This is a genomic window from Parasphingomonas halimpatiens (assembly GCF_036663795.1).
Classification (GTDB): Bacteria; Pseudomonadota; Alphaproteobacteria; order Sphingomonadales; family Sphingomonadaceae; genus Sphingomonas.
Genome location: NZ_JAXOJP010000023.1, coordinates 20,943 through 41,766, shown reverse-complemented (window position 1 = coordinate 41,766; position 20,824 = coordinate 20,943). Strand labels below are relative to the sequence as shown.

Sequence of the window (20,824 nt, the reverse complement as noted above, 5' to 3'; positions counted from 1 at the left end):
TCAGAAGCTCTTGGGCAGCCCCAGCACGTGCGTCGCGACATGGCTGAGGATCAAATTGGTCGAGATCGGCGCGACCTGGTAGAGCCGCGTCTCGCGGAACTTGCGCTCCACGTCATATTCCTCGGCAAAGCCGAAGCCGCCATGCGTCTGGACGCACATGTCGGCGGCATACCAGCTCGCCTCGGATGCCAGCATCTTGGCCATGTTGGCCTCGGTGCCGCAGGCCACACCTGAATCGAACAACCGCGCCGCCTTGTCGACCATTTCGGCCGCCGCCGAGAGCTGGACATAAGCGCGGGCGATCGGGAATTGCACACCCTGATTCTCGCCGATCGCACGGCCGAAAACGCTGCGGTCCTTCGCATAGGCGGCGGCGCGGTCGATGAAGAAGCGCCCGTCCCCGATGCATTCGCTGGCGATCAGGATGCGCTCGGCGTTCATCCCGTCGAGGATGTAGCGAAAGCCCTTGCCCTCCTCGCCGATCAGATTGGCGGCGGGGACGCGGAGATCGTCGAAGAACAATTCGGTCGTGGCATGGTTGAGCATGGTGCGGATCGGGCGGATCGTCAGGCCGTTGCCGACCGCCTCGCGCATGTCGACCAGCAGCACGCTCATGCCGTCGGCCGGGCGCGCGGCGTCCTCGCGCGCGGTGGTGCGCACCAGCAGCACCATCAGGTCGCTATGCTCGGCGCGGCTGATCCAGATCTTCTGCCCCGACACGACATAATCGCCGCCGTCGCGCCGCGCGAAGGTGCGGATGCGCGTCGTGTCGGTGCCGGAGGTCGGCTCGGTCACGCCAAAGGCCTGCAGCCGCAATTCGCCGCTGGCGATGCGCGGCAGATAAGCCTGTTTTTGTGCCGCCGAGCCGTGCTTGAGCAAAGTGCCCATGACATACATCTGCGCATGGCACGCGCCGCCATTGCAGCCCGAACGGTGGATCTCCTCGAGGATCGCGGTCGCCGCGCCGAGCCCGAGGCCGGCGCCGCCGAACTCCTCGGGGATCAGCACCGACAGCCAGCCTTCGCGGGTCAGCGTCTGGACGAACTCGGTCGGATAGATGCGGTCGCGGTCAAGCGCCTGCCAATAGGACCCCGGAAAGTCGGCGCAAAGCCGCCGCACCGCGGCGCGGATATCGTCGAAATTTTCCCGATCGCTCACCGTGCGTTCCTCCGCTGCCGTGCAGCGCTAGCGCCAAAGCGGGCGCGACGCCAAGCGCGGTGGCGGCTTTTTGGTGACCGGCGCCGGGCGGATGCGGTAGGACGGGGGCGATGATCCGCGCCTTTTCCTTGCCGGCCGCCTGAATGGGCGTCGTCGCGCTCCTCGGGCTGGCCAGCAGCATCAGCCTGTTGTCGGGCTGGCGGCTATATCTGTGCGTCTTCGCGACCGGGCTGGCGATGCGCTTCGGCTGGATCGTCGCCCCGGCGCACCTCACCGGGCTCGACGCGCTCGCCAGTCCCTGGGTGCTGGCCATTGCCGGCTTGGGCATGGTCGCCGAATTCTTCGCCGACAAGGTGGCGTGGCTCGACTCGCTCTGGGATGCGATCCACACTTTGGTCCGCCCGGTCGGCGGCGCGCTGCTCGCGCTCGCGATCATCGATCCGCACGACATGCGCTGGCAGGTCGCCAGCCTGCTGCTCGGCGGCAGCGCGGCGCTGCTCAGCCACGGCGCCAAGGCGAGCACGCGCGCCGTGGTCAATGTCAGCCCCGAACCGTTCAGCAACGTCATCGTCTCGACCGGCGAGGATGTCGTGACGACCGGGCTGCTCGCCGCGGCGATCGCCAGCCCCGTCGCGGCGGTGGCGATCGCGATCCTGCTCGCGACGGGGGCGGTCGCGATGCTGGTGCTGCTGCGCCGGCTCTATCGGCGGATGAGGCGGAGGCCGGCGCATGTGCAATGAACAGGCGCGGCGCGTTGCCGCCGGGCAGTTGCGCGACGACATCCAGCAGCTGCGCATCCCGCTGCGCTTTCCCGAGGGCGTGCCCAATCTCGAACCGACGCCGAGCATCCGCATCACCGACCGCAACGCCATCCTCCGCGCCGCGCCCGAGGGCGGCGCCGAGCTGGTGGTGCGGCGCTGGAGCTGGCCGGGCGCGCACGGCAAGCCGGTCTACAACTTTCGCAGCGAGGGGCGGCATTTCGGCGCGAACCGCTGCCTGATCGTCGCCGACGCCTTTTACGAATTCACCACGCCCGAAGCCGTGCCGGGCCAGCCCAAGGCGAAGCGCAAGGACAAATGGGCCTTCACGCTGACCGATGGCGCATGGTTCTGCATCGCCGGCATCTGGCGCGACGATCCGGCGGTGGGCGAGGCCTATACCATGTTGACGACCGATGCCGGGCCGGATGTGTTGCCCTATCACCACCGCCAGGTGATCGTCCCGCCGCGCGACGCCTGGGCGCGCTGGCTCGATCCGGCGGCTTCGGTCGACGATCTGCTCGCGCCCGCGCCGGCCGGGACCTTCGCGGTCGCCCCGGCGAGATAATAGGGGCCAGCGCGCGGCTAGAGCGAACTGCATTTCGATGGAAACGCAGCTCGCTCCAGAGTCTTTGTGGTCGCGTGCTTGGTAGCGAATAGCCGGATTCCACCTATTCGCAGCACGCTCCAAGCGTGTAGGGCGAGGCGAGCGCTCCGCTCGCCGAGGAATGATCATGGCCAAGAGCCAGAAGAAAACGAACAAGGAAGTGCGCAAGCCCAAGGCCGAGAAGGCGCCGAAGCAGAACGCCTCCAACCCGACGACCAAGGGCAACCCGGTCGCGATGGTCAACATCAAGAGCTGAAGGTCGCGACAATGGCGGAAGAGGAAGACGCGTTCGTCTATGACGAGGCGAGCGGCGAATGGATCAGCGCGGCCGATGCCGCGGCCAAGGCCGGCGGCGCGACCGAGGGTGCGGTCGAGGTGCGCGATTCGGTCGGCAATCTGCTCGCCGATGGCGACCAGGTGACGCTGATCAAGGACCTGACGGTCAAGGGCGCGGGGCAGACGCTGAAGCGCGGCACGCTGATCAAGTCGATCCGCCTGACCGGCGACGCGCAGGAGATCGACTGCAAGTTCGAGGGCATCAAGGGCCTGGTGCTGCGCGCGGAGTTCGTGCGCAAGCGTTGATCGATCAGCGCCCGTCGCTGAACTGCACCAGATCCCAGCGATTGCCATAGAGATCGGCGAACACCGCGACGGTGCCGTAATCATGCACCGTCGGCGGGCGCACCCACTCGACCCCGGCGGCGGTGAAGGCGGCGTGGTCGCGCGCGAAATCGTCGGTGGCGAGGAACAGGAAGACGCGGCCGCCGGCCTGATCGCCGATGAAGCGTGCCTGTTCGGGCGTGGCGGCGCGGGCGAGCAGGAGGGTGGTCGCACCCGGTGGCGCGCCGGGCGGGGCGATGACCACCCAGCGCTTGTCCTGTTCGGGCTGCCAGCTGTCCTCGACCAAAGTGAAGCCGAGCTTGCCGACATAGAAAGCGAGCGCCTCGTCATAATCACGGACGACGAGCGCGAGGTGGGCGATGTGCGGCATGCCCCGCGCCTAGCGATCAGGCGCGGCGGCGCAACGTCTTCCAGCCGGCGAACAGGACGAGCAGCAGCACCACCGCCTGGCTGGCGAGGACGGCGGGCTCGCCGCCGGTCGGCGCGAGCGCGTGGAGCGCGGGGAGCTTCTGATAGCTCTGCACCACCAGCACGACCATGTTGAGCCACTGCGCCAGCAGCGCGGTGACGAGGAACACCACGCGCCACCAGCCGGTGAGCCGCCGGCCATAAAGCGCGAGCAGCGACGCGGCGAGCAGGATCAGCGAGACGACGCCGAAGATGAAGGGCGGGCCGATCGGCTTGGGCGGGAAGAGGAAGCCGGTGACGCTGGTCAGGATGGTGAAGGCGAGGAACAGCGCGCACCACAGGGCCAGCCAGCGCCCCGCGATCAGCGCGGCGAAAAAGACCAGGCCGGCGGCGATGCCGACCAGGCTGATGATCACATGAAGCTCGGTAAACGCCGGTAACGAAAGGCCAAAGGTCATCGTTTGTCTCCCCTGCGTGGGACCGCGAGGGTAACCTCGCCGAGGCGATGCGACCAGCGATTTCGTTACGGGGGCGGCGTGGGGCGGGGGATAGTATTCGTGCCGAGGCGTGACTTGCGGGGGCCAAGTAACGGGGTATTTTTGGAGACCGACGGGGGTGTAGCTCCACTGTTGGAAAGCGCGCGCTTTTATTTGGCTGCGCCGAGACGGGCAGCGAAGAGGGCGCGATTTCCAACAGGGTTTTACGGTGAATCATGCGCCGGAATTCAGCACGAGGACTTGACGCGTTTTGGAGCCGCATAGGGTATTTCGCCGCGCTGCTTGCGGGCGTTGGCGGCGGGGTGGCGGGGAATCCAACATGGCCTGTCTCCTTCGGGCGCCGGGGTGGGCGCGGGGCGAGCGGGAGGATAGGCGCGGGGGCGGCGGTGGTGAATCATGCCGGGGCGGGGTCTTTCGACGAGGGATGTCGCGCGTGGTGTGAGGCGGTGGTGGGTGGAACGCAGGGCGGGGGCGTGCGGCATTGCCACGGGCAGTTGACACGCTGATATCATTAATGATATCAAACACCGTCAAATGGGGCGCGGCGGTGGACAATAAGCGGGTCGAGTTTCTTGGATCCTCGTATCGGGATTTGCTCGATATGCCGGAGGAGGTGATCGATCAGTTCGGTTTCGAACTCGGCCTCGTCCAGAATGACATGACCCCGGAAGGTGCCAAACCGCTCACCAAGACGTTTGAAAACGGTGTGTGGGAATTACGGGACAGCCACGATGGCGATGCCTATCGGGCCGTCTATTTTCTGCGGCACGAAGACGTCGTGTTCGTCCTGCATTGTTTCAAGAAGAAGTCGACCAAGGGCGGGGCGATTCCGGCGGCCGACAAGGCGACGATCGATGCGAGGCTGGCGACAGCGCGGAGCAGGATCGAGCAATTGAGGAAGGACAAGGCAAGATGACGACCGACAGCGGATACATTGTTCCGGCCGGCGAAAGCGTGCTCGACCATCTCGGCCGCAGCCGCTCCTTCGCCGCCAAGGCGAAGCTTGCGGTGATCATCGCCAAGACGATCGCGGAGCTCGGGCTTACCCAGCGCCAGGTTCAACAACGTACCGGTATCCCGCAAGCCCGGATCTCGGAGATCTGCCGCGGAAAGCTGAAGGACATTTCGCGCGAACGGCTCGAGGATTGTCTCCAGCAGCTTGGGCATGACGTGATCATCACCGTTGCCACCGATCGACATGAGGGCGTCGGCGAACTGCGCGTGGAGCAATCCGACCGAATCCGCCGCGCCGCCTGAGGGCGGCCGCTGCGTAGCTGGGGGATGGCCATGCGATGGCCCAGAAGCGGGATGACCATATCTTGAGCTGATCGTTCCCTTGAACCGTTCGTTTCGAGCGTCGTCGAGAAACATGGGATGGCGCCGGTGGCCGTTTCTCGACTTCGCTCGAAACGAACGGGGGCGGGACGCGTCCGGCATGATGCGCTGCGTTGATGAGCGACGGCCCGGCCAGAGCATCCGGCTGAAAATCCGGTCTCTATCGTCGCGTCTCTCATCACTTCCCCGGCGAAGGCCGGGGCCCAGTTGGGGGACGCTGCGAAGGGCGTTGCCGCTCATCATATCCTCCATACCAACTGGGCCCCGGCCTTCGCCGGGGAAGGCAGGAAGGTAGAAAGCCGCGAAATCGGAAAGGCAGAAGGGCGGGTAGATCGTGCTGCCATGCGCTTCGCGGTTCAGCTTTCACGCAGCCCGTTCTAACGTCACCCCAAAAGAAGGAGAGCGTCATGCGGCGGTTTGGTGGGGTGGTTCGGGCAGTGTTGCTGGCGGGGGGTGCGCTGGCGATAAGCGGGGCGGCGTCGGGGACTGGGGCGGCGGGTGTGGCTGGGCGGGCTCGCGTCGGCGCCACTGCCTCCGCCAGCGCGGCGAAGTGTACGGCGATGGTGCGGGCAGCGCTGGGGGCGGATGTCAAAATCCTGTCGGCGGTGCATCTCGACGCCACCACCCCCGCAGCGCCCGATGCGGCGGCCGCGAAGCCCGGCGCCGAGGCGGGCGACGGGCCGTTGCCGGCGCATTGCCGGATCGACGGGGTGATCAACGAGCGCGTCGGCGCGGGCGGCAAGACCTATGGCATCCACTTCGCGATCGCGCTGCCCGATGCGTGGGGCGGGCGCTTTTTGATGCAGGGCGGCGGGGGCCTCAACGGATCGGTGCGGCCGCCGACCGGGCCGGTGGCGAGCGGCGGGCGGCCGGCGCTGGCGCGGGGCTTTGCGGTGATCTCGCACGACAGCGGCCACAAGGGCGCGGTGTTCGACCCGAGCTTCATGGCCGACCAGCGCGCCGCGCTCGATTTCGCGGAGAGCTCGGTGCGGACGGTCGCGCTGCTCGGCAAGGCGATCACGCAGAGATATTATGGCAAGGCGATTGCGCACAGCTATATGGCGGGATGTTCGACCGGCGGGCGCGAGAGCATGCTGGCGTCGCAGCGTTACCCCGAGCTGTTCGACGGGATCATCGTTGGCGCGCCGGCGATGCGCGCGGGCGATTCCAACCTGGCGATCGCCTATACGCAGGTGCTGCTCAACCAGGTCGCGCCGAAGCGCGCGGACGGCAAGCCCGACATCGCCGCGCTGCTGACCCCGGATGTGCGGCGCACGTTGCTGAACGGATTGCTGGCGCAGTGCGACGCGCTTGACGGGCGGGCCGACGGGATGATCGAGAATGTCGCGGGGTGCCGCTTCACGCCGAAATCGATCGCGTGCCGCGATGGCGCGGCGAAGGACGGGTGCATCAGCCCGGCGCTGGCCGAAGCGCTGGACAAGGCCTTTGCCGGGCCGTTCGACAAGGCGGGATATGCGATCTACGCGCCGGTGCCGTACGACACGGGGATCGTCGCGATGCAGGGCGGCTATCTGCCGAGCGGGGCGCCGGGGCCGTTCGGCCCGGCCAACAGCGACATGGCGATCGACCTCGACGCGCGGATCCACGCCATTCGCGACGACGCGGCCGGGCGGCTGACCGACACCAATTACTGGACCAATCTCAACAGCTTTCTCGGCCATGGCGGCAAGATGCTGTTCTATCACGGCGTATCGGACTTCTGGTTTTCGCCGCTCGCGACATGGGATTATTACCAGCGCGCGGCGGCGACGAACGGCGCGGCCTTCACCGATGCCAGCCGTTTCTACATGGTGCCGGGCATGATGCACTGCCAGGGCGGCGACGCCTTCGACCAGTTCGACCTGCTGACCCCGCTGGTCGACTGGGTGGAACAGGGCAAGGCGCCCGACGCGATCCCCGCGCGGCGCCGCGCGCCGGCCGGCGGCGAGCGGCCGCTATGCCCCTATCCGGCCTTTGCCGGGTATGAGGGCGGCGACCCGCGGGCGCTGGCGAGTTATCGGTGCCGGAAGGCGGGGTGAGGGGGGCATTAAGCCTCGATCACCTTATTACCCCCGTTCGCCCTGAGCTTGTCGAAGGGCTGTTCTTCTTCTCAACCGGTGAAAGAAAGAACGGTGCTTCGACAGGCTCAGCACGAACGGTTGAGGTTTATCGCTCGATGATCGAGGGGACGCCCCGCCTCCGCGCCGCGTAACGATCAGCCGGGCGCGCGGCGAAAATCGCGCGCGAGCAGCAGCATGGCGACGGGGAAGGTGACGATCCACGGCGCCGCCACCCAGATGAGCGCGGGCCAGGCGAGTTGCAGGAAGATCGGCAGCGCGAGCACACCGTTGAGCGCGAGCGCCCAGCGCAGCGCGCCGCGACAGGTGGGCGCGAGCAACAGGGTGGCGAGGCTCATCCAGGTGTAACCGAGCAGATCGACCACGGTGAGCGGGTTACGGAAGCCGCAACAGGCGAGGATTTCATAACCGCGCGCCGCGCCGGCCGCCTCGCGCGGGAGGACGACGCCGAGCTGGTTGACATAGACCAGCCCGGCGCAGGCGGCATACAGCACGGCAAAGGCCAGCGCGGCGAGCCGCCACGGGCGCTGCGCCGGCGTGGCGGGCTCATGCAGGGCGGCGACCGCGACGACGAAGCACGGCGCGAGCGCGAGCGAGGGCGCGAAGATGAGCCAGCGATCGAGCGGGGTGGGCAGCAGCCCGGCAACCTGCAGCAGCTGCGGCACATCATAGGCGATGCTCGCCACGGCGGCGGCGAGGGCAGCGGTGTAGCCGAGTTTCTGCATGTGGTGGCTCCCCGGGTTGGCGCCGGGGGAGGATGCGGGGTGGGTGGGGGTGTGGGTATTGGGGGTTTTACTGGGGGGGCAGTGGTACGAGGTCGCGACAAGAACCGAAAACACGGCGATGCCGCAGCGATGCGGCATATCTGCAAGCTGCCTGGTTGATCAATATCACATCTTGAAAGAACATTTCACAGCGAGCCGCTGAATTGGTAAGACCCCCTAATTCGATTTGGGGGGATTATGAAGCCATACACGCGATCGATCATCGAGCTGTTTGATGGCAAGAAGCGCTATCTGATTCCTCTCTACCAAAGGCAATACGCGTGGAAGGTTGAACCACAGCTCAGGCTATTGTGGGAAGACATTACTCGCGCATACCAACGCCTGTTGGCTGATCGCACGTCCGTCGTGCCCCATTTCATGGGCGCAATGGTCATCGCACAGATCAAGACGTTCGGGAAAGAGGTGCAGGCGTTCGAGGTCATTGACGGCCAGCAGAGGTTGACCACCTTTCAGCTTCTGCTCGCGGCGCTACGCGACGTGGCGGCGGCGAATGGTTCATCCTATGCCGATGAAATCCAGAAATACCTCCTCAATGAGGGGATCATGGAGACGCCTCACGTCGAGCGTTTCAAGGTTTGGCCGTCGCTCATGGATCGTCGGTCATTTGCTCAAGTCGTCGATCCCAAAGCTAACCTTGACACGATAGCCAAGAAGCCAATCGAGGAAGACGGCTTCGTCCGCAAAGCGGCACAGGCTTATGAGTGGTTCCGTGATCAAATTAATGGTCATGTTGGCGACGGCGATAAATACGATGAAGCCAAGCTGGAGAAGCTGTTCGAGGCCATGAAAGAAGGCTTAGCGGTCGTCTCAATTGAGCTTGAAGGGGGAGATGATCCACAGACCATTTTCGAAACGCTCAACAGTCGTGGCGTCGATCTGACGCCCGGGGATCTAATGCGCAATTTCATTTTCCAGCGCGCAAAGGGCATGGGGCAGGAAGAAGGTTCGCTAAAGGTCGATGACCTCTACGAAGAGCATTGGTTGCCGCTCGACGGCCCCTTCTGGGGTACCTTTGCGTATCGGGGCAGACAAGGGGCTACTCGGCTAGATTGGATGCTCACTGACCATCTTTCGATGGAGAAAGCCGACATTGTCTCCAAGGAGAACCTTTTCGAAGGGTATCGTCGCTGGATCATCGACGAGCGGCCATTTTCAGGGGTAGATTTAGAGCTGGAGGCGATAACTGCATCGGCAGGCATCGAACGAAAAATCTTCGAACAGGACAAGCGCGACCCGGTTGGCAAGTTCGGTCTTCTCGCGGAAGCCTTCGATGTCAGCACGGCCTTTCCACTGGTGGTTTATTTAGCCACTGAAGCAGACATAGGCGGGAAGCTATCGAACGCCTTGGCGATGCTGGAGAGTTACATCTTGCGGCGTGACATCGCGGGGCTCTCTACCAAGAGCTACAACCGCTTCTTTGTCGGGACAATTGATCGCCTACGCGAGAGTGAGGGTTGCAAGGTAGACGCATTGGCTCGGTGGCTCTCAACGCGGCCGAACGAAACTGACCGTTGGCCCAACGACATCGAATTTCGGCAGGGGTGGATGGGGCGTGATCAATATAAATCCGCCCGACAGCCAAGGCTCCGCTATGTTTTTGAGCACATCGAACAGGCCAAGCGGACCACACTGAGTGAAGAAATTGAGATCAAATCCGCTCTCACTGTAGAGCATGTCATGCCCCAGAAATGGCGGGATAATTGGCCGGTCGCTGGCTTCGACCATCTCGAAGATGGAGAAATCGATGTAGACCAGATGGCGGCGGAAATGATGCGAGATGGGTGCATCAACAAACTAGGCAACTTGACGCTGGTCACGTCCCCTCTGAACTCAACGATGTCGAATGGGCCGTTCTCGGCGAAGCTTCCGGCGCTACGCGCCCATGCAAGCCTTGCTCTCAATCGCCAGCTGAACGATTTCGACCACTGGGACGAAGATAGCGTGACAACGCGAGGAGCAGCGCTATTTGAAATCGCACGCCAAATCTGGATGCCACCTTTGGAACTCAAGAGCGACTTTCCTGAGCTGGGGCGGCTAGGCGAAAATGGAAATTTCCCAGCCGAGGGAACGACATGCCGTTTCGAGTATGCGGGAGAGACGTTCGTCGGACTCGTCAAGAACAGGAAAATCGAAGTCAAGGGTATCGACGGCGCGCACAGCTCCTTTTCAGGAGCCTCGTGGGCGGTAACGAAAACGAGTCGAAACGGCTGGAACGACTGGGAGCTACGGGCACGCGAAGGCTGGGTGCTCGCTGACCACTGGCGATCACAGGCGGGAATAAGCGCCGCGTAAACGTGATCGGGAACCTCGCGCCTTCGATGCGTGACGATAAACTGGAGCAGACGGTGGACCTGACGGAAGACGACAAGGCATTGATCCGCGATTATCTGGATCGTGGGGAACCGCTCCCCGACAGATTCCGGTGGACACTCTTCCGCGAACCGCGCGAGGCCGAGCTGATTTGGCCGGGGAAGACCAGCGACGTCACCAATGTCGTGTTGCCGTTTCAGTCCATCGAGCAGATTGACGAACCGCGCGCGGAAAGCGGCGCGCAAGTAGGCGATCTATTCCAAATTGGCGCGGGCGGGCGGCAGGGTGGCGGATGGTCCAACAAGCTGATCTGGGGCGATAACAAGCTGGTGCTGGCAAGCCTGAAAGGCGGGCCGCTGCGTCGCGAAATCGAGGCGGCGGGAGGATTGAAGCTAGTCTATATCGATCCACCGTTTGATATTGGCGCCGACTTCAGCATCGAATTGGATATTGGTGACGATCGTTTGACGCGATCGTCAAATACTATCGAGGAAATTGCATATCGAGACACGTGGGGCCGCGGACTCGATTCATATTTGCACATGATCGCCGAACGCCTGCGACTCATCAGCAGCCTAATGGCGAGTGACGCCAGCATCTACGTTCATGTCGGACCTAGAATTGGGGCCGCTGTGCGACAGGTTATTGACGAAATTTTTGGGTCATCGGGCGTTGCTGCGGACATTGTTTGGAAACGAGTGACCGCACATGGTGACAGTAAACGATGGGGCGTAACGCACGACAATATTTACTGGCGAACTAAGAGTGCATCGTTTGTTTGGAATCCACAATTTGAAGCCTATACTGAAAAGTATGTTTCTGGAAAATATACAAACATCGATGAGTCGGGCCGCAGATATCGCCTTGATAATATAACCAGCCCAAACCCAAGACCGAACATGATGTACGAGTGGCGCGGAAATAAGCCGCCGAGATTGGGTTGGCGCTATGAGCTGGAAACAATGGAGCGCTTATATGGTGAAGGGCGCATCGAGATGCCGAGGAAAGATGGCGGGAGACCTCAGCTTCGAAGGTATCTAGACGAAATGGAAGGTTCGCCGGTCGGCACCGTTTGGTCTGAAATTAGCCCCTTAAACTCTCAGGCTATTGAGGATACGGGCTATGATACTCAAAAGCCTGAAGCACTCTTAGATCGTATAATTTGCGCATCAACCAATCCAGGCGACCTTGTAGCCGACTTCTTCTGCGGCTCCGGTACCACGCTTGCCGTCGCCGAAAAGCTGGGCCGCAAATGGATCGGAGCAGACCTTGGCCGCTTTGCAATTCATACCAGCCGCAAGCGATTGATCGGGGTGCAGCGCGAATTGAAGGCGGCGGGGCAGCCGTGGCGCTCCTTCGAAATTCTTAATCTGGGCAAATACGAGCGCCAGTGGTTCGCCGGGATCGATCCGACCCTGCCCGAACCAATGCGGCTAGCAGCTGCGGCACGGGCGGAAGAGGCTTATGTCACACTTATCCTCGAAGCCTACAAAGCGGAAAGGGTCGAGCAATCACCACCGTTCCACGGGCACAAGGCGGGGGCGTTCGTGGTAATCGGTGCTCTCGATTCGCCCGTCACGGAAGCCGTGGTTCACGATGCCGTCGAAGCGGCGCGGCGGATGGCGATTGCGCGGATCGACATACTTGGCTTCGAATTCGAAATGGGCCTCGCCCCGCGACTGGTCGATGAGGCGCGGGCCAAAGGCGTGGCGGTGGCATTGCGTTATATTCCCAAGGACGTGTTTGACCGGCGCGCGGTGGACAACGGACAGGTTAGTTTCCACGACTTGGCCTATGTCGAAGCAAGCGCCGCCGTGCTGTCCAAAAAGGACCGGTCGATCACGGTGAGCCTGACCGACTTTGGCGTCAGCTATCGCCAAGACGGGCTGGACAGCATGATCGAGGGGATGAAGGCCGGAACGCGGGTAACGGTCGAAGGCGGGCAGATCGTCAAGATTGTGAAGGCCAAGGATGGCAGCGTTACCCGGGACGTGCTGACCAAAGAGTGGACCGACTGGATCGATTATTGGGCGGTTGATTTCGACTATGCCAGCCGCCCCGAAACAATCCTCGTAACGGTGACGCAGCCCGATGGCAGCACCAAGCATGTGCCGCAATGGACGGGCCGCTATATCTTTGAAAATGAATGGCAGAGCTTTCGCACCCGCAAGAGTCGTGGGCTGGAACTCACCAGCGCGACACACTGCTACGCCACACCGGGACGCAAACAGATTGCGGTCAAGGTGATCGACATTTTCGGTAATGACACGACCAAGATTATCGGGGTCGAAGTCTGATGCCACTCAACCCCGCCTTCCCCGCCGACCCCTTTGCGATCCTGTCTCCCGATGTGCGCTGGTATCCGGGCGATGCCATGTTGGGCGATATCGTCCGCGAGAAACTTATCCCGCCGCTGGTGGACAAGGTGCGGCGCGGCGTCTGCGAATGGCGGGTGGCAGGCTATGCAGGGGCGAGCGACACGACGCGTGCGTTGTTGCGATGGTGGTTCGACCGCGACCATTTCGTTTACGGCGCAGACGGGCCAACCTTATTTCGCTGGTATTTCGCGCAACGTGAGGCCGTGGAAAGCGCGATCTGGCTATATGAAGTGGCGGCGGCGCGCGACCCCTACAGCTTGCTGCGCTTCAGCTCGGGGGGTGTCACCGAACAAATGTTCGATGAAGTCTGGACCCGCTATGTTCTTAAGCTTGCGACAGGCGCGGGCAAGACCAAGGTCGCCAGCCTGCTGATCGCTTGGAGCTATTTCCACAAGTTTTATGAGGAAAGTTCCGGCCTTTCGACAAACACGCTGTTGATTGCGCCGAACATCATCGTGCTGGACCGGCTTCGCGTCGATTTTGACGGCGGGCGCATTTTTTACAGCGATCCGATTTTGCCGCCGAACGGCTATGAGGGCAAAGACTGGACGGGCGACTTCCAGTTGACCGTGCATGTGCAGGATGAAATCGGCCATGTCGCGCCGACGGGCAATCTGTTCCTGACGAACATCCACCGGGTGGACGAAGGCGGTCGCGCGACACCGGCATGGGATTTACGCGACCAATTCCTGGGGCCGAAGCCCGTTGCCAAAACCACCGACAGCAAGGTCGATCTTGGCGCGCTCGTCCGTTCCGTGCCCGACCTGATCGTCATCAATGACGAGGCGCACCATGTCCGCGTGGAAACCGACTGGTTCAAGCAGATTGAGGGGCTGGACGCAGGGTTGCGGCGGCGGGGCAGCGGCCTATCGGCGCAATTCGATCTGACCGCGACGCCCAGGCACACGAATGGCGCGATATTCCCGCAGACCATTTCGGACTATCCGCTGGTTGAGGCGATCGCCCAAGGCGTCGTCAAGACCCCGGTGCTGCCCGACGCCGCCAGCCGTGCGCGCCTGACCGTGCGGCAAAGCGACGATTTCGTCGAACAGTATCAGGACCATCTCGATCTCGGCGTGCTCGAATGGCGGCGCAGCTTCGAGGAGTTGAAGAAAGCGGACAAGAAGTCCGTCTTGTTCGTGATGACGACCGATACCGCCAATTGCGACAGGGTGGCGGACTGGCTGCAAGAGCGGTACCCGGACCTCAAGGGCAAGGTGTTGGTCATTCACACCAACAAGTCGGGTGACATTGCCGAAGGTGCTTCGAGCAAGGCCGACAAGGCGGCGCTGGACGATTTGCGAAAGCAAAGCCGCGAAATCGATTCGTGGGAAAGCCCCTATACCGTAGTCGTCTCCGTTATGGTGCTGCGCGAAGGGTGGGACGTGCGTAACGTGACGACGATCGTCGGGCTGCGCCCGTTCAAGGCGGCGTCGAACATCCTTCCCGAACAGACCATCGGGCGCGGGTTGCGGCGCATGTTCTTCGGGCAGGACGTCAAAGAGCAAGTCAGTGTGCTTGGCACCGAGGGATTTCTCGAATTTGTCGAGACGATCAAGAACGAAGGCGTGGAATTAGAGCGCCGGCCGATGGGGCCGGGCACCGAGCCTGTGGGGCCGATGGTGATCGAAATAGACCGTAGCAACCCTGACAAGGATGTTGCGGCGCTCGATATCGAATTGCCCAAGCTCAAGCCGCGCATCGAACGCCAATTCTATCGCTTCGAGGAAATCGACCACGCAGAATTGCCCGCGCCGCGCCTTACATTGCGGATGTTCACCGAGGCCGAACAACGTGAAATCGTGTTCCGCGATATTCACACCGATGAAATCAGCCATGTGACGCAGCTCGACGCCGGCGCGGTCGCGGATTGGCGCAACGTCGTCGGCTGGTTCGCCAAGTCGATCAAGGACGATCTGCGGCTGGTGGGCGGCTATGATGTGCTGTTTGGCAAACTGAAGCATTTCATTGAGGATGGACTGTTCGCCGCTCCGGTATCGCTCGACGATCCGAACGTGCTCCGCAACCTTTCCGAGGTCGCCGTCACCCGCGCCCTGTTCGATACGATCAAAGGCGCGATCAACCGGCTGACTATTCACGACAGCGGCGCCACGCACGTCATCGATCGGATCAAGCTGTCCGAAACGCGCCCGCAAGTCGTGCGTCGGTGCGCGACGATTGACGCTACCAAGTCGCTCATGAACAAGGTGACGGGCGACAACCCCTTTGAGCTTGGCTTCGCCTCGTTCCTTGAAGCTGCGGGCGACGTGCAGGCCTTTTACAAAAACTCAGAGGCCACGAACTTCACCATCGAATATCAGTCGGCGGGTGGTGGCATCGTTCGCGACTATCGGCCGGACTTCATAGCGCGCGACACTGACGGCACGATCTGGGTCATCGAGACCAAAGGGCGGGAGGATCTCGAAGACCCTCGCAAGTGGGAGCGGCTGAAGCTGTGGTGCGAGGACGCCAGCACGCAAGACGCACCTAACCGCTATCGCCCGCTGTTCGTGCGACAGGACGTTTGGGACAATCGCCTCAATCCGGTCCGAACGTTGGCAGAGGCTGACGCGGCGTTTGGCGACTGAACACTGCAGGTGCAGTCGCGGCCGCTGGGCTTCGACGGTGTCCAGCCTGCGCTCTCCCGGCACCGTGGACGCCGGAGCGAGTCCGACATGACGGACTAACGACGGACCAACGCCGGATCAGCGACGCATTAGGGGGTGACGGCCTCCCCCAAAACCCGCCAGATACCGCCACCCGCCACAGGAGCCCGCCATGACCCCCTACCCCGAGCGCGATGATCTGGCCGCGATCCGCGCGGGCGTGCGCGCGGTGGTGACGCGGTTCGACGATGCCTATTGGCTGGCGCGCGATGCGGACGGGGCCTTTCCCACCGAATTCCACCGCGCGATGGCCGAGGGCGGGTGGCTGGGCATCACCATGCCGGTGGCGCAGGGCGGCGCCGGGCTGGGGGTGACCGAGGCGGCGGTGATGATGCACGAGGTCGCCTCGCATGGCGGCGGGATGACGGCGGCGTCGTCTGTCCATATCAACCTGTTCGGGCCGCACCCTATCATCGTGGCGGGGACGGCCGCGCAGAAGGCGCGCTGGATCCCGCGGCTGGTGGCGGGGGCGGACCAGGTCGCGTTCGGCTTTACCGAGCCCGATGCCGGGCTCGACACGACGCGGATCACGACCTTTGCCGAGAAGGTCGATGGCGGCTATCTGGTCAGCGGGCAGAAGGTGTGGACCTCGACCGCGCAGGTCGCGGGCTGAATGGGTGGTCGCATCGCTTTTGCTGAAAACCGGTTCCCACTTTTCAGCGCGATGGGTCATGCGCGCGAGTTCAGCATCACGGCTGTGGTTGGGGGTGGGGAAGGTGCTGGGGTTGCCGCGGCGTTATTGAGGGGGGGTGTGGGGCTTAAGAAGGGCTCAACCTTCTTCGTCATGCCGGACTCGTTCCGGCATCCACCGGGCCGCAAACCAACCAGCCTCTGCTCACGCGGCACGGTGGACCCCGGAACAAGTCCGGGGTGACGGATAGGGGTTTTGGCGTCCGCAGCGCGTGACAAACCTGGGCTCCTGCGTGCGCAGGAGCACGGGCCCGTGTCACCCCGCCGGCCTGGCCAGCATCAGCGCCTGGCGCGTCGTGCGGCACACCACCTCGTCGCGCTGGTTGAGGCCGACATGTTCGAACGTCACGATGCCCTGGCCGGGGCGCGAGGCGGAGGGGCGTAAGGCCTTGACCTCGGTTTCGACATGGATGGTGTCGCCGGCGAAGACGGGCTTGGGGAACAGCGTCTCGGTCATGCCGAGATTGGCGACGGTGGTGCCGAAGGTGGTGTCCTGGATGCTCAAGCCGATGACGAGGCCGAGGGTGAAGAGCGAGTTCATCAGCGGGCGGCCGAATTCGGTGGTGGCGGCATAGGCATGGTCGATGTGCAGCGCGGCCGGGTTGAAGGTCAGCGACGAGAACAGCATGTTGTCCATGTCGGTGACGGTGCGGCGGATCTCGTGCGCGAAGCGCTGCCCGATCGTGAATTGCTCGAAATACAGGCCGGCCATGTGCGGTTCCTTTCGCCTGCCGGACTGGGGCAGCGCGGCGGAGGCGTCAATGTCGCGGCGTGGTGTTCAGGCGCGTTCGCTGCCGCTGCGGCGGCTGTCGGCGATCTCGCTGGCGACGGCGAGGCGCTCGAAGGTGGCGTTGGCCGAGCGGGCGAGCGTATCGAGCAGCGCGAGCGCATCGGGCTGGACGGGATTGTCCTTCGCCCAATAGGCGCCGAGCGCGGCGACCGACACGCCGCGCCCGAGCGGGAAGACCGCGAGGCTGGCGACGAAGGTCGCGTGATAGGGCATGACCGAGACGCGCGTATCGGCATGGACGTCGGGCACATAGATCGGGCGGCGCTCGAGCATCGCCAGGCCCGACATGCTGTCGCCGATCGGGAAGCGCTGCCCGGTCCAGAGCGGGGCGACCGCGTCCTCGCCGACGAACAGCACCGTGTCGCCATCGCGGCGGCTGAGCGTGACGCCGTCGGCGCCGCCGATCGCGCGGGCATGGCAGCGCAGGATCTCGAGCGCGTCGTCGACCGAATCGGCGCGTCCGAGCAGGTCGAGCGCATCCGACATCAGTTTCCAGCGATTGAACCGAATCATTTTCGTCTCATTCCTTACAAAGGAGCGCCTAGGCCCAATCGTTGAAGGAATCAGCCGGTTTATCGCACGAGGGTCTGAACGCGCGGTCATAAATTACGGCACCGTAATGAAAAAAACTCAGGCGGTACCCATCACCTGCACGGCGAAGCGGTGCATTTCCTCGGCCTGCGGGCTCATCTGGAGCAGCAGCAGGTCGAGCCCGGCGCCTTCGAAGTCGGCGATGCGCTGGCGCAGCTGCTCGGGCGTGCCGACGAGGCCCGGGCGCAGGCCGCGGTTGGAGACGGCATATTCCTGGATCCTGAGCTCGCGCTCGAGCTGCGTGCCCGACAGCCACTGGTCGAAATTGGCATAGCCGGCGGGCAGCTCGCCGACTGCGGTGATCCGCGCCAGTTCGCGCTGCGCCTCGGCCTCGCTGTCGCGGACGATGGCATAGGCGGCCATGCCATAGGTCATCGGCTTGCCCGCGGCGGCGGCGCGGCGCGCGGCCATGTCGGCGATCTTGGGGGCGATCGCCTCGACGGGATCGCCGTGCATGACATAGGCGTCGCACTGCGCGGCGATCATCGCCTTGGCCTTGTCGCTCTCGCCGCCGGCATAGACGATCGGCTTGCGCGCCGGCTTGGGCGAACAGATCGCCTGGTCGGTGGTGTAGAACTGCCCCGCGAAGCTGAAGCGCTCCTGCGTCCACAGCCCGTCGACGACGCTGAGCCATTCGGCGGTGCGCGCGTAGCGATCGTCATGCTGGTCGAACTGCAGGCCATATTGCCGCGCCTCGTCGGCCCACCAGGAGGAGACGACGTTGAGCGAGAGGCGCCCGCCCGAGATGCGATCGATATTGGCGGCGGCCTTGGCGAACAAGGCGGGGTGGTGGAAATTGGGGCGCACCGCGACCATCAGCTCGAGCTTTTCGGTCACGGCGGCGAGCGCGGCGGCGGTCGACCAGGCATCGAGCGCGGGCTGGTCGACGCCCTTGATGTCGTTGAGGTTCAGCTCGGCGATCAGCGTGAGGTCGTAACCCCAGCGCTCGGCGTCGAGCGTCAGGCGTTTCGCGTAATCCCAGCTGGCTTCCATCCCCTCGTCGGGAACGTTGCGCAGCCAGCCGCCGAACACCGGCATCCAGTAACCGTAACGCATCAGCGGCTCACCTCTTCGATCACGGTTTCGAGATAATCGACCAGCCGCTCGTGCGGGTCCCAGCCAAGGACGTCGAGCGGGCGGGCGACGAAGTTGGACAGCGCGTTGATGTCGTAGAAACGCGGCGTGCCGTCGCGATCATCGATCATCACCTCGACCCCGCCGACATCGAGCCCGGCGGCGGTAGCGATGCGCTCGGCGGCGTCGACCAAAGCGGGCGGTGGGGTCGTCGCGGCCATGGTGATGGCCGTGCCGGGGACGACGCACGCATCGGCCGGGCAGAGATCGAAGGCGCCGGCGCCGGCGATATCGAGCGCGTAGAGAAAGGCGCGGTCGAGCGTCTCGATGCGCGTGATGGTGCCGCCGCGCGCGGGGACATAATCCTGCACCAGCAGCACGCCGTCGACGCTGGTCGGGAGCGTCGCGTCGGCGATCGCGGCGCGCAGCTCGTCGATTGAATCGAAGCGGACGATGCCCGCGCCGGCGCCGCCGATATTGGCCTTCACGACCAGCGGGAAGCCGATCGCCGTGGCGGCTTCCGCGACATCGGCGGCGCGGTGGACGACGCGCGTCGCGGGGATGGCGAGGCCGAGGCTGGCGATGAGCGAGAGCTGGCGCGCCTTGGAGGCGTCGACCGCCATCACCTCGGCGCCGTTGATGACGCGCGCGCCGGCGCGGCGCCAGTGATCGAGCCGCGCCATCGCGTCGAAGATCGGATGCTCGGTAGCGCGCAGGAAGCTCGACATGGCGATGCGGTTGAACACCAGGCGGGCTGGGGGGGCGATGGCCGCGGGGTCCCAACCGCCCTCGGGTTTCAGGTCGAGATGCGCGATGCCGCGACGGTCGAGCGCGTCGAACAGCGGCGTGAACCAGGCGGGGTGTTCGTAGAACAGGGCGATCGGCGGCATGCGATCCCGTTGCGACGTTTCGTGGTGGCGGACAAGAGCCTGAAAGGGGCGATCTGGTGCCGTTTTGCCGTCATCTCCCGCGCCGGACAAGGGAAGGGCCGATGCGCCCAAGGGAATAAGCGCACCGGCCCCGCCGCCCCGCGTCGGCGTCTCGGGAAAGGATGAAGGGTTCAGTTGGCGGCGCTGGTCTTCGTCACGCCGTTGAGGCCGGCCGGGAAGAAGCCGCCGCCGACCACCGCGGTCTTGGTGAGATAGAGGATGTTGAGCACCTGGCCCGCCGTACGCGTGAAGGCGAAACCGTTCGCATCGGCCGGCACGATGTTCGCTGCGGTGGCCGTACCGGTGATGCCCTGGTCGTCGTCGGACGCGCCGTCGAGCGAGTCGCGATAATTGCTGATCAGGTCGGCATTGGTGCGCAGCGACGGCGTCGCCACGCCCTTGGCGTAGAGCGTCGTGCGGATCAGCCCGGCATGATAGGCTTCGGCCGCCATGATGCCGACCAGCGGCGGCAGCGTCGCCGCACCGGTGACGAGGAGCCCAGCGCCCTTATAGGCGGTGACCAGCACGTCGCTGAGGAAATAGGCGGCGAGCAGAAAATTCTCGTCGCTGGCATAGGGATCGAAGGTCCCGCTGCCGATCACCCCGGCGTTGAGCATCGCGGTGGTGAAGGCACCGCCCACGCCGCCATCGATGTTGATCGCCGGCTGCGCGACGACGGCGCTGCCGAGGATCGAGCGCAGCAGGCCGACATGCGCGAGATCGTCGGCGGCAAGCTCGCGGGCATATTCTGCCACGGTCGCGTCGGTGAAGGTGACCTTGCGGCCGCCGGTGACGCTGCCCGCGGTGCCGGCGCCGCTCAGCAGCGAGGCGGCAAGGCCGGTGCCGCTGCTCGCCAGCGCGTAGAATTGCGCGGTGAGATATTCGAGATTGATCAGAAAGTTGAACGCGTTCTGATCGATCGTGACCGAGGTCGACGTCGCGGTCGGGGAGGTGCTGCCGGTCGGCGTCGGGGTCGCGGTGCCCGAGCCGCTGCTGCCGCCGCCACAGGCGTCAAGCAGTGCGACGGTGCCGAGCGCGAGGCCGGTGCGGCTGGCGCCGACAAGGAATTTGCGACGCGCGGCGCGGTTCTGCGCGATCGCGGCGACGAGCTGCTCGGAAGTGGGAGTATCGGTCACGGAAGTTTCTCCT

At 64.1% G+C, this 20,824-nt stretch carries 20 protein-coding genes; 11 read left to right on the top strand and 9 right to left on the bottom strand.

Annotated elements, in window-relative coordinates:
• Window positions 1-1,158, bottom strand: coding sequence for an acyl-CoA dehydrogenase family protein (locus tag U1839_RS19035; protein WP_332805159.1), 1,158 nt, complete (start codon window positions 1,156-1,158; stop codon window positions 1-3).
• A 143-nt stretch (window positions 1,159-1,301) separates the two neighbouring features.
• Between U1839_RS19035 and U1839_RS19030 the strand changes: the two genes are divergently transcribed.
• From U1839_RS19030 to U1839_RS19015, 4 genes are all read left to right on the top strand, one after another.
• The gene (locus U1839_RS19030; RefSeq protein WP_332805158.1) at window positions 1,302-1,898 is read left to right on the top strand and encodes a DUF4126 domain-containing protein; all 597 of its coding nucleotides are present in this window, start codon (window positions 1,302-1,304) and stop codon (window positions 1,896-1,898) included.
• Window positions 1,888-2,484: an SOS response-associated peptidase family protein gene (locus tag U1839_RS19025; protein WP_332805157.1), complete on the top strand. Its 597-nt coding sequence runs from the start codon at window positions 1,888-1,890 to the stop codon at window positions 2,482-2,484. Before U1839_RS19030 ends, U1839_RS19025 begins: the two co-directional genes overlap by 11 nt.
• Window positions 2,485-2,650: 166 nt before the next feature.
• Entirely contained in the window at window positions 2,651-2,779 is a 129-nt protein-coding gene (locus U1839_RS19020; RefSeq protein ID WP_332805156.1) for a hypothetical protein, read from the top strand.
• 11 nt (window positions 2,780-2,790) lie between these two features.
• Window positions 2,791-3,105 (top strand): alkylphosphonate utilization protein, encoded by a 315-nt coding sequence (locus U1839_RS19015; RefSeq protein ID WP_332805155.1) that lies wholly within the window; start codon window positions 2,791-2,793, stop codon window positions 3,103-3,105.
• A 4-nt stretch (window positions 3,106-3,109) separates the two neighbouring features.
• Here the strand turns inward: U1839_RS19015 and U1839_RS19010 are convergent, their stop codons facing one another.
• Together U1839_RS19010 and U1839_RS19005 are read right to left on the bottom strand one after the other, a co-directional pair.
• Window positions 3,110-3,514: a VOC family protein gene (locus tag U1839_RS19010; RefSeq protein WP_332805154.1), complete on the bottom strand. Its 405-nt coding sequence runs from the start codon at window positions 3,512-3,514 to the stop codon at window positions 3,110-3,112.
• Window positions 3,515-3,530: 16 nt separating this feature from the next.
• The gene (locus tag U1839_RS19005; RefSeq protein ID WP_332805153.1) at window positions 3,531-4,010 is read right to left on the bottom strand and encodes a hypothetical protein; all 480 of its coding nucleotides are present in this window, start codon (window positions 4,008-4,010) and stop codon (window positions 3,531-3,533) included.
• A gap of 586 nt (window positions 4,011-4,596) precedes the next feature.
• Between U1839_RS19005 and U1839_RS19000 the strand changes: the two genes are divergently transcribed.
• From U1839_RS19000 to U1839_RS18990, 3 genes are all read left to right on the top strand, one after another.
• On the top strand, window positions 4,597-4,965 hold the full coding sequence (locus U1839_RS19000; protein WP_332805152.1) for a type II toxin-antitoxin system RelE/ParE family toxin: 369 nt from the start codon (window positions 4,597-4,599) through the stop codon (window positions 4,963-4,965).
• Window positions 4,962-5,306, top strand: a complete 345-nt coding sequence (locus U1839_RS18995) for a helix-turn-helix domain-containing protein (protein ID WP_332805151.1) — start codon at window positions 4,962-4,964, stop codon at window positions 5,304-5,306. Before U1839_RS19000 ends, U1839_RS18995 begins: the two co-directional genes overlap by 4 nt.
• A gap of 485 nt (window positions 5,307-5,791) precedes the next feature.
• Window positions 5,792-7,423, top strand: coding sequence for a DUF6351 family protein (locus U1839_RS18990; protein ID WP_332805150.1), 1,632 nt, complete (start codon window positions 5,792-5,794; stop codon window positions 7,421-7,423).
• 176 nt (window positions 7,424-7,599) lie between these two features.
• On the opposite strand, the gene U1839_RS18985 is transcribed toward U1839_RS18990, so the two are convergent.
• Window positions 7,600-8,187, bottom strand: a complete 588-nt coding sequence (locus U1839_RS18985; RefSeq protein ID WP_332805149.1) for a hypothetical protein — start codon at window positions 8,185-8,187, stop codon at window positions 7,600-7,602.
• Between the two features lie 237 nt (window positions 8,188-8,424).
• On the opposite strand from U1839_RS18985, the gene U1839_RS18980 reads away from it, so the two are divergent.
• The 4 genes from U1839_RS18980 to U1839_RS18965 all read left to right on the top strand — a co-directional run bounded on the left by U1839_RS18980 (window position 8,425) and on the right by U1839_RS18965 (window position 16,214).
• Complete coding sequence (locus U1839_RS18980) at window positions 8,425-10,539, top strand: DUF262 domain-containing protein (protein ID WP_332805148.1); 2,115 nt, start codon at window positions 8,425-8,427, stop codon at window positions 10,537-10,539.
• 26 nt (window positions 10,540-10,565) lie between these two features.
• Window positions 10,566-12,854: a site-specific DNA-methyltransferase gene (locus U1839_RS18975; RefSeq protein WP_332805147.1), complete on the top strand. Its 2,289-nt coding sequence runs from the start codon at window positions 10,566-10,568 to the stop codon at window positions 12,852-12,854.
• Entirely contained in the window at window positions 12,854-15,523 is a 2,670-nt protein-coding gene (locus tag U1839_RS18970; protein WP_332805146.1) for a DEAD/DEAH box helicase family protein, read from the top strand. The genes U1839_RS18975 and U1839_RS18970 overlap by 1 nt, the downstream gene beginning before the upstream one ends.
• 190 nt (window positions 15,524-15,713) lie before the next feature.
• Entirely contained in the window at window positions 15,714-16,214 is a 501-nt protein-coding gene (locus tag U1839_RS18965; protein WP_332805145.1) for an acyl-CoA dehydrogenase family protein, read from the top strand.
• 333 nt (window positions 16,215-16,547) lie between these two features.
• Here the strand turns inward: U1839_RS18965 and U1839_RS18960 are convergent, their stop codons facing one another.
• The 5 genes from U1839_RS18960 to U1839_RS18940 form a co-directional block, all read right to left on the bottom strand.
• A complete protein-coding gene (locus U1839_RS18960) occupies window positions 16,548-17,036 on the bottom strand; it encodes a MaoC family dehydratase (protein WP_332805182.1) in 489 nt (162 codons plus the stop codon).
• 33 nt (window positions 17,037-17,069) lie between these two features.
• Window positions 17,070-17,594, bottom strand: a complete 525-nt coding sequence (locus tag U1839_RS18955; RefSeq protein WP_332805144.1) for a GAF domain-containing protein — start codon at window positions 17,592-17,594, stop codon at window positions 17,070-17,072.
• Window positions 17,595-17,711: 117 nt separating this feature from the next.
• Window positions 17,712-18,728, bottom strand: coding sequence for an LLM class flavin-dependent oxidoreductase (locus U1839_RS18950; RefSeq protein ID WP_332805143.1), 1,017 nt, complete (start codon window positions 18,726-18,728; stop codon window positions 17,712-17,714).
• A complete protein-coding gene (locus U1839_RS18945; RefSeq protein WP_332805142.1) occupies window positions 18,728-19,636 on the bottom strand; it encodes an ATP-grasp domain-containing protein in 909 nt (302 codons plus the stop codon). Before U1839_RS18945 ends, U1839_RS18950 begins: the two co-directional genes overlap by 1 nt.
• Before the next feature lie 170 nt (window positions 19,637-19,806).
• On the bottom strand, window positions 19,807-20,811 hold the full coding sequence (locus tag U1839_RS18940; protein WP_332805141.1) for a ferritin-like domain-containing protein: 1,005 nt from the start codon (window positions 20,809-20,811) through the stop codon (window positions 19,807-19,809).
• Window positions 20,812-20,824: the final 13 nt, after the last annotated feature.